This is a genomic window from Ferruginibacter paludis, from assembly GCF_030409685.1.
In the GTDB taxonomy this organism is placed as follows: Bacteria; Bacteroidota; Bacteroidia; order Chitinophagales; family Chitinophagaceae; genus Ferruginibacter; species Ferruginibacter paludis.
Genome location: NZ_JAUFQJ010000006.1, coordinates 458,860 through 472,399, shown reverse-complemented (window position 1 = coordinate 472,399; position 13,540 = coordinate 458,860). Strand labels below are relative to the sequence as shown.

11 protein-coding genes are annotated in these 13,540 nt (G+C 40.6%); 6 read left to right on the top strand and 5 right to left on the bottom strand.

Annotated features, from left to right (window positions below):
* Positions 1–21 precede the first annotated feature (21 nt).
* The 4 genes from QWZ08_RS12550 to panC all read right to left on the bottom strand — a co-directional run bounded on the left by QWZ08_RS12550 (position 22) and on the right by panC (position 5,135).
* Positions 22–900, bottom strand: a complete 879-nt coding sequence (locus tag QWZ08_RS12550; RefSeq protein ID WP_290337765.1) for a Ppx/GppA phosphatase family protein — start codon at positions 898–900, stop codon at positions 22–24.
* Positions 901–987: 87 nt separating this feature from the next.
* Entirely contained in the window at positions 988–3,057 is a 2,070-nt protein-coding gene (gene ppk1 / locus QWZ08_RS12545) for a polyphosphate kinase 1 (protein WP_290337764.1), read from the bottom strand.
* Positions 3,058–3,161: 104 nt separating this feature from the next.
* Complete coding sequence (locus QWZ08_RS12540) at positions 3,162–4,202, bottom strand: lysylphosphatidylglycerol synthase transmembrane domain-containing protein (RefSeq protein ID WP_290337763.1); 1,041 nt, start codon at positions 4,200–4,202, stop codon at positions 3,162–3,164.
* Between the two features lie 87 nt (positions 4,203–4,289).
* The gene (gene panC / locus QWZ08_RS12535; protein WP_290337762.1) at positions 4,290–5,135 is read right to left on the bottom strand and encodes a pantoate--beta-alanine ligase; all 846 of its coding nucleotides are present in this window, start codon (positions 5,133–5,135) and stop codon (positions 4,290–4,292) included.
* A 109-nt stretch (positions 5,136–5,244) separates the two neighbouring features.
* Between panC and QWZ08_RS12530 the strand changes: the two genes are divergently transcribed.
* From QWZ08_RS12530 to rlmB, 4 genes are all read left to right on the top strand, one after another.
* On the top strand, positions 5,245–6,057 hold the full coding sequence (locus QWZ08_RS12530) for a glycogen/starch synthase (protein WP_290337761.1): 813 nt from the start codon (positions 5,245–5,247) through the stop codon (positions 6,055–6,057).
* A gap of 36 nt (positions 6,058–6,093) precedes the next feature.
* Positions 6,094–7,584: a DUF4270 family protein gene (locus tag QWZ08_RS12525; RefSeq protein ID WP_290337760.1), complete on the top strand. Its 1,491-nt coding sequence runs from the start codon at positions 6,094–6,096 to the stop codon at positions 7,582–7,584.
* Between the two features lie 100 nt (positions 7,585–7,684).
* The gene (metK, locus tag QWZ08_RS12520) at positions 7,685–8,944 is read left to right on the top strand and encodes a methionine adenosyltransferase (protein ID WP_290337759.1); all 1,260 of its coding nucleotides are present in this window, start codon (positions 7,685–7,687) and stop codon (positions 8,942–8,944) included.
* Between the two features lie 95 nt (positions 8,945–9,039).
* Positions 9,040–9,819, top strand: coding sequence for a 23S rRNA (guanosine(2251)-2'-O)-methyltransferase RlmB (gene rlmB / locus QWZ08_RS12515; protein WP_290337758.1), 780 nt, complete (start codon positions 9,040–9,042; stop codon positions 9,817–9,819).
* A 14-nt stretch (positions 9,820–9,833) separates the two neighbouring features.
* Here the strand turns inward: rlmB and rluF are convergent, their stop codons facing one another.
* Entirely contained in the window at positions 9,834–10,565 is a 732-nt protein-coding gene (gene rluF / locus QWZ08_RS12510; protein ID WP_290337757.1) for a 23S rRNA pseudouridine(2604) synthase RluF, read from the bottom strand.
* Positions 10,566–10,783: 218 nt separating this feature from the next.
* Between rluF and QWZ08_RS12505 the strand changes: the two genes are divergently transcribed.
* A complete protein-coding gene (locus QWZ08_RS12505) occupies positions 10,784–11,629 on the top strand; it encodes a DUF6089 family protein (protein WP_290337756.1) in 846 nt (281 codons plus the stop codon).
* A gap of 69 nt (positions 11,630–11,698) precedes the next feature.
* Positions 11,699–13,540 carry a UbiD family decarboxylase gene (locus QWZ08_RS12500; protein WP_290337755.1) on the top strand — a complete coding sequence of 614 codons (1,842 nt, stop codon included), beginning with the start codon at positions 11,699–11,701 and terminating at the stop codon, positions 13,538–13,540.

The window sequence follows — 13,540 nt, the reverse complement described above, 5'->3', positions numbered from 1 at the left end:
CAATCTTTGTAGCAGATCAATCTACTTTACCTCATCCCATAAATGCCGGATCAATCCATCTGCCAAACCAATTTTAGGTACGTAAATAGCCTCGGCTCCGGCCCATCGCATGGCATTGATATAAATCTGGATAGCAGGTATCAACACATCAGCCCTGTCTGACCTTAAGTTATAGCGGTTAATTCTTTCATCCAGCGTTACACTGCCGAGCTCTTTATAATAATCTCTCAATAATTCCAGCGATAAAGGTTTGCCATCTTTTTTCTTACTCATGGAAAACACTTTGTTGATGTTGCCGCCGCTTCCGATGGCTACCACTTCTTTTTGACCTTTCGTAACTGCACGGATATTGTCTTTCATATCATCCCAGTTGCTATCTGTTACCATGTTTTTAAGTAAACGGATGGTGCCAATATTAAATGATTTTTTATAAGTGAGAATGCCGTTGCTAAAAAACGAAAGTTCTGTGCTACCCCCGCCCACATCAATGTATAAGTAACTATGATCCTTATCCATGTTTTCCGCCACATGGTTTTCATATACCAGCCCGGCCTCGAGGTCGCCGCTGATCACTTCAATTTCAATGGAGGTTTCCATCTTTACCTTTCGGATTATATCCGCGGAGTTTTTTGCATCCCGCATAGCACTGGTGGCGCAGGCTTTAATATGTTCCACCTCGTAGGCATTGCATAAATGTTTGTACGCCTTCATGGTCTGCAACACCATCCCTATTTTTTCTTTGGAAATAAAACCGTATTCAAAAACGTCAAAGCCCAGGCGCAGTGGTATTCTTACAAGATTAAGCTTATTGAATGCATCGCTGCCTTTTTCATTTTTTATGACCTCTGTTATCAAAAGCCTTGCTGCATTACTGCCGATGTCGATGGCTGCTAATTTCAATATCCTGTCTGTTTATTGTATGATGGGTTGAATGTGTCACAAATATACCATTGAATTAGTCTATTGACGCAATCGGCAGCAATGAATTTATCCCGTGGCTAATTTGCGGTAGAGGTAATTATAAATATCCACCTGGCTGCGGATTTTTTTTGTATTGCGGGGATTGATGTATTGATTGCTCAGGTCATTGTCCAGTTTGCGTGCCTTTATATTATCCGATAATTGTATCCGCAGAATGTCCTTTAACTCCTCCTGTATTTCTTTTTCAAAGATGGGGCAGGTAACTTCAATGCGGTGATCCAGGTTACGCACCATCCAGTCTGCAGAAGAAATAAATACTTTTTCTTTTCCTCCATTATAAAAAATCATTACCCGGGCATGTTCAAGGTACTCGTCAATTATACTGATGGCATGTACGGGTTCTTTAAACTTTTTATTTTCGGTGAGCATGCAGAAAATACCTCTTACAACCATGTCGATTTCAACCCCAGCCCTGGCTGCTTCGTACAGTTTATTGATTAGTATTTCATCACTCAGCGAGTTTAATTTTAAGGTGATGGCAGCCGGCTTTTTTGATATGGCGGCTTTAATTTCCCGGTCAATTAATTGAATCAGTTGTTTGCGTAAACTAACCGGACTTACCAACAGTGTTTTGCATTGTTTTAAAATGCCGATCCTGGTTTTGGGTTGTTCCAGATAATGAAATATGCGGTTGAGATCAGCCATTATAAACCGGTCTGAAGTAAGCAGACAATGATCACCGTAAATCCGGGCTGTTTGTTCATTCAGGTTACAGGTGCCTACAAAACCGTAATGTACGGTGCGGCCTTTTACTATTTTCTTTATCAGGCAAATTTTGGCATGTACTTTTAAATCGGGAACGCCAATCAGCACTTTGATGCCCGCGTCTTCCAGTTCCTCTTTCCATTCCAGGTTGGCCTCTTCATCAAACCGGGCCCGTAGTTCAAGCACCGCTGTTACTGCCTTACCATTACGTACCGCGTTGGTAAGCGCATTGATGATTTTTGATCTTGCGGCCAGCCTGTAAAATGTAATCTTTATGCTTTTTACATCCGGATCAATTGCAGCTTCCCTCAGCAGGTCAGTCAGGCTGTCAAAAGAATGATAGGGAAAAGTCAGCAGTACATCCCTTTGTAAAATAACATCTGTAACGCGGTTAACGTTTTTCAACACCGGGTGCAAGAACGGTTTTTTCCTGGTACTTTTTTGTTTAAAAACGGACTCAGGGAAATTGATAAAATCTTTAAAATTATGAATGCGGCCTCCCGGTATCAAATTGTCTTTCCCCGTTAAGCCCAATCTTTTTATCAGGTAAGTCAGTAAAGAAGCATCAATGTCTTTATCAAAAATAAAACGGACCGGTTTTCCTTTTTTTCTGTTCTTTAAAGCCTTTTCCAGTTTTTGAATTACGGAAGTTTCAATGTCATTGTCAATGTCAATTTCAGCATCCCGGGTAACCTTGATAATATGAGCTGAGAAAACATCATAGCCGAAATAAGAAAAGATATAGGGTAAACAAAACCGGATCACATCTTCCAGCAGTATGATGGTGTGTTCATTTTGTTTGGAGGGCAAAATTACAAAACGGCTTAAACGCCTTGCTGGTACGGATACAAGTGCATACCGCTGGGGGATGCTGTTATTTTTGGCCGACATTTTACACGCGAGGTAAATGGATTTGTCACTTAGCGTGGGAAAGGCCTGGATGCTTTCAATCATCAGCGGCACGATATTACTTCTTATTTCGTCATTGAAATAATCGGTAATAAATTGCTTTTGTACCCGGTTTAATTGCGTTTCATTAATCAGGAATATTTTTTCTTTTTTTAGTTCCCGCAAAATTTCATTCCATACCCTGTCAAACTCTTTTTGCTGTTGCACCACTTTTTCCTGGATTTCACGCAATATCGATTGAGGAGCTTCTTCCAGGTGCATGTTACCGGCTTGCCCTACTTCTATCATTCTTTTTAAGGTGGCCACTCTTACCCGGAAAAACTCATCGAGGTTATTGGAAAAGATGCCAAGGAATTTGATTCTTTCCCGCAGTGGTACGGTTTCATCTGCAGCTTCCTGAAGTACACGGCTGTTGAAAGACAGCCAGCTGATATCCCGAATAATTACTTTCTGTTTAAGCAAAACGAATTCAATTTATATTTAAAAGCGGTGAAATTAAATGGATTGATCTCAATAAAATTAAATGCTGTTGTTAACTTTTTATCAACTTTTAATGAGCATACCAATTATATTATCGTAGCAGACGAAGTATTGGCAGCAGGACTGGATTGTTTTTTTCGGTGTGTAAAAAACAATGCACCAAGACAAATCAGTCCAAAAAATAAAACAATAAAAGTAGTTGTGCCCCACATCAGCCAGCCAAATGCTTCACCGGTGGAATGGTCGATATTATATAAGTTCAAGACCAGGAAAACTGCCGCCGGAAAAGTGCCAATGCCACCTGGTGTAACAATCATTGCCAGTGTAGCCAGCGTTAACACAGCACAGGCAGCATCCAAGCCCAGGTGCGACACGTCCTTAAGTGCAGAAAATCCAAGGTAAATTTGCAGCAGGTACATAGTCCAGATGAACAGGGTGTGCAATAAAAATTGCCTTCTTTTTTTTAATTTTCTTATGCTGGCAATACCCTCCCTTAATCCTTGTATAAAGTTGTTGATCCGCCGCAGCAGCGTTGCCGGCGCAAATTTTCTGAACAAAAAGCGGAGGAGCAAAAAAGCTGCAATAATAACCGCAATTGCAATTGCGGCCTTTAACCATAAGGGAATGCCGCTGTTGCCGCTCACCATCTCTGCTATTTCCTGTCGTACAAAACCGCCTACCAATTTGTATTGTATTAACACGGTAAATATGATAAAAATAAGATAGCATAAAAAATCAAAAATACGTTCTATTACAATGGTACCAATTAATTTTTGTACGGGTATTTTTTCATATTTACCCAGTAGCGTGCATTTTAAAATTTCCCCCAAACGTGGCACAAATGAGTTGGCAAGGTAGCCTACCATGGTTACACTAAACGTATTGAAAAGAGAAGGGGTATAGCCCAGCGGTTCAAGCAAAATTTTCCACCTCAGCGAGCGGCTGATATGGCTGGCGAGGGCGAAAATAATGACGGGAACAAGTATACGGTAATCTGCATCTGCCAGTGCATATTTAAATTTCGCCGTTTGATCCGGCGTCATATTGTGAAACTGCCACCATATCAAAAAAATGCCACCTCCCAAAAAGAAAATATATTGTAATACCAAGGCAGTTTTCTTTCGCATATGGAGCTAAAATTACAAAGTAAAAAACAAACGTTTCAGAATACTAAAAAACGATGCTGTCAGCGGAATGTTTTTATGGCCCTATAATTAATTTAGTATCAAATTATCAATCAGTCTTACTTCATTTAAAAATGCAGCTACCAATACCACTATCTGCTCTTCTCCATCCCAGCTTTCCTGCAACCGCAATGTAAAGACATCGGCTATAGTCACATAATCAACTCTAAATCCTTTTGCAGTCAGCTGCCGGACAGCTTTTTGTTGAAGCAGATTTAAATCTCCCGGTTGTATGTTATTTTTTACATACTGCATTGTTTCAAATATTGCTGTAGCTGTTATTTTATCCGCATCACTCAACCGTTTATTACGACTACTCATTGCCAGGCCAGAGCTTTCTCTTTGTGTAGGGCAAATGATAATGTCCAGCCCCGGGAAAAATGTCGCAGCCATTTTCCTGATTACCATGCATTGCTGAAAATCCTTTTGCCCTAAAAATAATTTGTCCGGCGTAATAATTTCCAATAACCGGTATACCACCTGGCAAACGCCTTGAAAATGCCCCGGCCTGAATTCTCCTTCAAGTATCGTTTCAATAAATCCGAGCTCAAAATGGAGGCTTGTTTGCAAACCTTGGGGATACATTTCGGCTACCGCAGGCAAAAACAAAACATCGCACCCTGCTTTTTCCAGCAGGTAAATATCCGACTCTATGGTGACGGGGTATTTCTCAAAATCTTTAGGATCGTTGAACTGGGTCGGATTTACGAATATGCTGCAAACTACGACACCTGTTTCCTTTTTTGCGGCTTTGATGAGTGAAATGTGCCCATCGTGTAATGCACCCATAGTTGGTACAAAGCCAGTTGACTTTTGCTTCGCATTACGTTTTGCCAAAAATTGTTGAACGTCCGTAATCTTTTTTACTATGATCATATTGGCTTTTATTGAGCTTCAAATCTACGTTGAGATTGATTTTAATAAAATTATCTTAACTTTGCGTCCCTTTATGGAAATCCTTCTGTTTTAATCTAATCAATCACAAATGTCAACAAAAAAACGAATTTTATTCATTGCCAATGAAATGTCTCCCTACGTTGAACTTACAGAGTTTGCAGAGATCATTAATAAACTGGCAGTAAAGGCAAACGACAGCGGCATGGAGGTAAGGTGCATTATGCCACGTTTTGGAATTATCAATGAAAGAAGACACCGTTTGCATGAAGTGGTTCGTTTATCAGGTATTAATGTTTCAATAGATGGAGATGATTATCCACTGGTGATTAAAGTAGCTTCGCTTCCCAATGCAAGATTGCAGGTTTATTTTTTAGATAACGAGGATTTTTTTAAACGTAAAACAGTTTTTACCGACGAAAACGAAAAGTGGTATGATGACAATGGATTAAGAACAGCACTCTTTTGTAAAGGGGCTCTTGAAACGGTGAAAAAATTTGGCTGGCCTCCGGATATTATCCATTGCAGTGGCTGGATGACAGGATTGATACCTATGTTTATAAAAGCAGCTTACAAAAAAGAACCTGTGTTCAGTAATTGCAAAGTAGTGTACACAATTGGCCAAACAACATTCAAGGAAAAGTTGGGTGCTGATTTTTTAAAGCTCATTACAATCAATGATAACGTTACCAAAAAGGAACTTGAATATTTTAAGGACATTAATAATGTTGCGATGTTCAGGGGCGGTGCCGCATTTGCAGATGCTGTTACTTTTGGGGCAGAAAAAGTGGATAAAAAATTAGTAGAAGAATTCAGCAAAATAAAAGGCAAAAAAACATTGCCTTATAATGCGGAAAGTGATTTAACAGACTATTTACAATTATATAACGACCTTGCTAAATAGGGATAAGACCCAGCCCATTCATTAAATATTGTTTTTGTGCAAAGAAAATTTTTACGTTTATTTTTAGCTATTGGAGTTGTTTCCCTTGTTTCATGGAGTTGTACAAAGATAGATACCACCAAGGTTGGTCAGGATCTTATACCAGCTGTTGACAATGTGCATACTTTTGCTGATACCCTTTCTGTTATTGCTACCCAGGGAATATTATCCCCTGACAGTACAAGAGTTTCCATTGGCGATGTGCATGTATTGGGAAGTATTACCAGCGATCCGCTTTTTGGCAAAACCGACGCCAGGATATATATGGAGCTTAAACCCCGCTTTTTCCCATATTATTTCGGCAACAGTAAAGATACCATAGGTCAACCTTTTGCGCCTGCAGGTACAGGTTTTGATTCTGTTGTACTTTGCCTTTCCTACAAAGGCTTTTATGGCGATTCAACCAGGCCACAGCATTTGCGGGTATTTGAGATGAGTGATGCAGAAACCAATTTCAAACCCGACACTTCCTATCAAATCAATTATCAGCCGGCTGTTACCCCTTCCAATTTATTGGGAGAAGTTACAGTTATTCCGGCCAACCTGGCAAATTATACTTTTTTAGACAATCATAAAGATTCGGTTAACTACCAGGTAAGGATTCCATTGAATCCATCTTTTTTGGCCAAGATTCTTGCCAACAGCGATTCAACTACTGGCAAAACGTTTAATTCCGACTCACTATTTAAAACCGTGTTCAAGGGTTTTGCAGTACAAACTGATGCAAGTTCAGATAACAACGGGCTATTTTATGTCAGTCTTACGGATGCCGCTACAAGGCTCGAAATTCATTATCGCAGAAAGAACGGAGTGCCAATCGACACGGCGCATTCTTCATGGAGTGTTGTATCTTTAAGTACAGGCGTATCCAATTCTGCTACTGCCAATTATGTCAATAGAAACAGGGAAGGTTCTCAATATGAAAATCCTGTTTCGAATGAAATATTTATCCAGGCAACGCCGGGAACTTATGCCAACCTGGTGATCCCGGGTCTGGACACTTTTAAAAACAGCATCATACACCGTGCAGAACTGGTGATGGAGGAAATTCCTTCTCTGGCAACAGCCCTCTCTGCGCCGTCATTTTTGTACGTGGATAGAATTGATACCGGGGCGTGGAATTACAAGCCGTTGCCGTACGACCTGAATCCATCAACGTTTTATAATCCTAACACAAGCGCACAACCTTTTTACCCAACGGGAGGAATTGACTACGCCTATTTCGGCGGAAATCAGCTCAAAAAAATTGATCAGCTTACCGGCTTGCAGATGAACTATTATGTATTTAACATTAGTCGTTATGTGCAGGGTATAGTAACCAAGAAAGAAAAGAATTACGCTTTGCGGGTGTCGGCGCCATACGATTTATTGTATTATGGTTACAAGCTGCCTTTCAGCAACCGCCTGGCTTATGGCGGCATAAAACTAGGCAGTGGAAATAATCCGAATTACAGAATGCGGCTGCGGATTGTATATTCAAAAATTTAAAAAAGTTATTCAACTACTCATTCAGGGCCTCCATAAAATTTTGGAGGCTTTGTTGTTTACAACTACACACTTATCTTTGCAACTCAAAATTTAAAACTATATGCCTTATTTGTTTACATCAGAGTCCGTAAGTGAAGGACATCCGGATAAAGTGGCTGATCAAATCAGCGATGCTTTAATTGATAATTTCTTAGCGTTTGATCCTAACAGTAAAGTAGCTTGCGAAACTTTGGTAACCACCGGCCAGGTAATATTGGCGGGAGAAGTAAAAAGTAGGGCCTATCTTGATGTACAGGAAATTGCACGTGGCGTTATCCGCAAAATAGGATATACCAAAAGTGAGTACATGTTCGAGGCCAATTCATGTGGTATACTTTCTGCCATCCACGAACAATCTGCAGATATTAACCAGGGTGTAGACAGGCAAAAGAAAGAAGAACAAGGTGCTGGTGACCAGGGGATGATGTTTGGATATGCTACCAACGAAACAGAGAACTATATGCCACTGGCATTGGACCTGGCGCATTTTATTTTATTGGAATTGGCCGCAGTGCGCAGGGAAAATACAGCAATTAAATACTTGCGTCCGGATGCAAAAAGCCAGGTTACACTGGAGTATGATGATAACAATCAACCTATACGTATTGATGCCATTGTAGTATCAACACAGCATGATGATTTTGGCAAAGATGAAACCATGCTGGCAAGAATAAAAAAAGACATCATCAATATTGTGATACCAAGGGTAAGAGCAAAATACCCCAAGTACGATCACCTGTTTACCAATAAAATTAAATACCACATCAACCCAACAGGTAAGTTTGTAATTGGCGGTCCGCATGGCGATACGGGATTAACAGGTCGTAAAATTATTGTAGATACATACGGCGGGAAAGGGGCACATGGCGGTGGTGCTTTTAGTGGCAAAGATCCCAGCAAGGTGGATAGAAGTGCGGCTTATGCCACAAGACATATTGCTAAAAACCTCGTAGCTGCAGGGCTTTGCGACGAAGTGCTGGTTCAGGTAAGTTATGCAATTGGTGTAGCTCAGCCAACCAGCATCAATGTAGTTACTTATGGTACTGCAAAAGTAAACTTAACCGATGGTGAAATTGCGAAAAAGATCATGGAAATGCCATGTTTTGATATGCGCCCTTATTTTATTGAACAGCGTTTAAAATTGCGTAACCCTATGTACAGCGAAACTGCAGCATACGGTCACATGGGGCGTAAAAACGAGGTGGTGGAAAAAATATTTAGTTCTCCGGATGGTAAAACAGTGAAGAAGAAGGTAGAATTATTTACCTGGGAAAAACTGGATGCAGTAAAAGAGGTGAAAAAAGTTTTTGGATTAAAATAAGATCCGCCAATCCATAAAAAAATACTTTAACGAACCATAAGTTTTTAAAACTTATGGTTTTTTTATCCCTGTTCAATAACACTTAATTTTGCATTGTGAAAAATTTCAGACAACAGCAGCATCGTCCTAAAAAAAATACATTGGTCATTGGCCGGGAAGCGGTCATTGATGCCATGAAATCGGGTAAACAACTGGAACGCATTTACCTGCAAAGTACCGTGCATGGAACAGTGATTGATGAGATAAGACAACTGGCTGAAAAGAATTTGGTACCCATTAATAAAGTGCCGGTTGAAAAATTAAATGGCTTCAACGTCAGCAACCATGAGGGTTGTATAGCAGTGATCAGTAAAATTCAGTATCAAAATCTGCAGGACATTATTTCGTTTATTGTTGAGCAGGGAGAAGTGCCGTTGTTTTTAATACTGGATGGAATAACCGATATTCGTAACATCGGTGCCATTGCAAGAAGCGCCTTTTGTTTTGGTGTTAATGGTATCATTATCCCGGATAAAGGTGTTGGAGCTTTAAATGAAGATGCCATATTAACCTCGGCGGGGGCATTGGAAAAAATACCTGTATGCCGTGTGAACAGCCTGATGAAAACAGTGGATGAATTGCACCTGAATGGCATAAAGGTTTTTGCCAGCGAAATGACGGCTACAAAAAAGGTATTCGAGCTTGATTTAAGCGAGCCCTGCGCCATCGTAATGGGAGGAGAAGAGCATGGTGTTTATCAGCCATTATTAAAAATATGCGACGAACAATTTCAGATCCCTATGTTGACCGATTTTGATTCGTTGAATGTATCTGTCGCTACCGGTATTATTTTGTATGAGGTGATGAAGCAAAGGGTACTACCAGCAAAGGTATAGTTGCAAGGGATGCTTTATTCAAAGTAAGACCCGTCTTCAGTTTTAACAGACGATGAAACATTTGCTTCAATTGTTTTTATTTCTTCGGCAGTGAAATAGCGCCACTTGCCAACAGGTAAACCTGCCAAAGTAATGTTCATGATGCGGACCCGTTTTAATGTATCAACATGATATCCCAGCACTTCGCACATCCTTCTGATCTGGCGGTTAAGCCCCTGCACAAGTATAATCCGGAAGCGGTTTTTTCCTTCTTGTTTTACAATACATTTTTTTGTTACCGTGTCTAAAATTTTTACCCCGTTGCCCATCTTATGAATAAATTCATTGGTAATAGGCTTATCAACAGTTACTACATATTCTTTTTCGTGATTGTTGCCAGCCCTTAAAATTTTATTGACGATATCGCCATCATTGGTTAAAAATATCAATCCCTCCGATGGCTTGTCCAATCTCCCTACCGGGAATATCCTGGTTTTATAGTTGATAAAGGAAATAATGTTGTGCTTGTCTTTAAGATCGGTGGTGCAGGTAATGCCAACTGGTTTATTAAAAACGATGTACACAATTTTATCTTTCTTTTTTATCGGTTCTCCATCTATTTCCACTACATCGCCCGGCATTACCCGGTTACCTTTTACGGCAATATTATCATTGATTGTAACCCTTGCCTGTTCAATGTATTTGTCAGCTTCCCGCCTGGAACAAAAACCTGTTTCACTGATGTATTTATTTAAACTTTTATCCATTGTGCATTTCAAAATTAATATAATAAAGATAGGTAACCGGCGTTTCAATCCGGTAAAAGCGCTGTTTTATTCCCATGGAGATAGTACGGCAGTTAAATATTTTTTAATTAAGTGAATATTACCCTTTAAGAAATTGTTTTATGTATTTTGTAAACATAAATTTAAAACACAATGGGAATGATTGTTGCAATGGATGTATCCTTTAATTTACCATCGCTATGAAAAGATTCTTTTTTTGCCTGACATTTTTGTGGACTGTTTTTTTTACACAGGCGCAACGCATACTGGTTACGGGTTTTGCAGGTATGAGTAATTACCAGGGGGATCTGCAGGATAAAAGATTTACTTTTGATCAGGCGCATTTGGCGGGTGGCTTGGGTGTGGCTTACGAGTTAACAGATCAGTTATTTATAACAGCCGGGTTCAAAATGGGTAAAATAAGTGGCGATGATAAAAAAGCCAACAAGAATGCCACCCGTAACCTTAGTTTTTCTTCTCCTTTAAGTGAAATCCAACTCGGGCTTGAGTACGACTTGATCAGTCTGAAGGTCCAGGATTTAACGCCCTATGTCTTTGCCGGTGTTGCGGGTTTCCATTTTAATCCATACACATTTGACTCGCTTGGGCGGAAGGCTTACCTGCAGCCCCTGGGTACAGAAGGACAGGGATTTTACAATGGCCGCAAAAAATACAATCTCACAGGGGTATCAATTCCTTTTGGCGCAGGTCTCAGGATGGCATTGAATCAACAGGTAAGAGTTGGTTTTGAAATTGGCCTTAGAAAAACCTTTACCGACTATCTTGATGATGTTAGTACAACCTATGCTGACAAATCACAACTATTACTCAATAATGGTTCCCGCGCTGTGGAGCTGGCTTTCCGGGCCGATGAGTTAAAGCCTGCGTTTAGTTATCCTGCAGCAGGCACCGTCCGCGGAAACCCCGCAAGTAAAGACTGGTATTACTTTGCTGGTTTTACAATCAGCGTCAGAATAAATGGAGGCGAAGGTTCAAGCTTGAACGGAGGAAAATCAAGAACAGGCTGCCCTGTAAATGTTTACTGATAGTTTTATGTTCTCTTACCAACCAATTGATGGTTTTAGTGTTTTACTTTTACACTGAAACCTAACCGCATGGCATATCAATCTTTAGAAGCTTGTTTACTAGACCTGGAAGCAAACAGGCAATTGGTGCGTATTAAAGAAGAAGTAGACCCTTATCTTGAAATGGCGGCTATACACTTACGGGTACATGAAGCAGGCGGACCGGCTTTGCTGTTCGAAAATGTAAAAGGCAGTAAGTTCAGGGCTACATCAAATATCTTCGGCACTTTGCAAAGAAGTAAATTTATTTTCCGGGATACCTTGTTGCTGGTTCAGCAATTGATTGAATTAAAGAATGATCCGGTAAAAGCCATCAAACATCCTATCCGCAATTTTTCTGCAGGTGTGGCCGCATTAAAAGGATTGCCATTGAAAAATCCTGTTGTTAAGCCTGCTTTGTTTCAGCAAATACAAATAGAAGATATTCCACAGGTACATCACTGGCCCATGGACGGAGGCGCATTTGTAACGCTGCCACAGGTGTATACAGAAGATGTCGACCAACCAGGAATCATGCATGCCAACTTAGGCATGTACCGCATCCAGCTTTCCGGAAACAACTATGAGATGAATAAAGAAATTGGTTTGCATTACCAGTTGCACCGCGGTATAGGTGTTCATCAAACGAAGGCAGATAAAAAAGGGGTACCACTTAAAGTGAGCATTTTTGCAGGCGGCCCTCCGGCACATAGCGTAGCAGCAGTGATGCCGCTTCCGGAAGGAATAAGTGAGATGACTTTTGCCGGCGTGTTGGGTGGCCGGCGTTTCCGGTATACTTATGTAGATAACTTTTGTATAAGTACCGATGCCGATTTTGTTATTACGGGCGAAGTTCATGCCGGTGAAAATAAACCGGAAGGACCTTTTGGTGATCACCTGGGTTATTATAGTCTGCGGCACAATTTTCCATTGATGAAGGTGCATAAAGTATTTGCGAAAAAAAACGCTATCTGGCCGTTTACAGTGGTAGGCAGGCCACCGCAGGAAGATACCAGTTTCGGGCAACTGATACATGAAATTGCAGGGAGCGCTTTACAGGCTGAAATACCAGGATTGAAGGAGGTGCATGCAGTAGATGCAGCCGGCGTACATCCGTTACTGCTGGCAATCGGCAGCGAACGATACACACCTTATGCACCGGCCAAACAGCCTGCAGAGATATTAACCATTGCCAATCATATTTTGGGTACGGGGCAGTTAAGCCTTGCCAAATTTTTATTTATTACTGCAGACGACGCCAACAAACTTACTACTGGTAATATTCAATTGTACCTGCAGTTTATTTTACAACGCATCAATCTTTTAAGAGATGTACATTTTTATACCAATACCACAATCGATACACTTGATTATTCCGGAACCTCTCTAAATACCGGCAGTAAAGTGCTGTTGGCTGCTTACGGAGAAATTATAAGAGAGCTGGCAACAGAAATACCATCCTGTTTACAACAACTGCAATATTTTGAGCGGCCATCACTGGTAATGCCCGGTGTAATAGCCTTACAGGCCAGGCCCTTTGAAAATTACGGGACTGCTGCAAAAGAAATGGAAATATTAAATACCCTTTTGCAGGGAAGCATTGATGTGCTGCAAACAGTACCTGTATTGGTCATCTGTGATGATGCAGCGTTCGTTAGCGAACAACTTAATAATTTTTTATGGATTGCATTTACGCGTTGTAATCCATCCCATGATTTATATGGTATCAACAGCTGTACCATTAATAAACACTGGGGATGCAGCGGACCGCTTGTATTTGATGCCCGTATAAAGCCACACCATGCACCGCCTGTTATTAAGGATGCAGCAACTGAAAAGAAGATTGACAAATTGTTTAACAAGGGGGGAAGCCTGTATGGTATTTTATCCTGA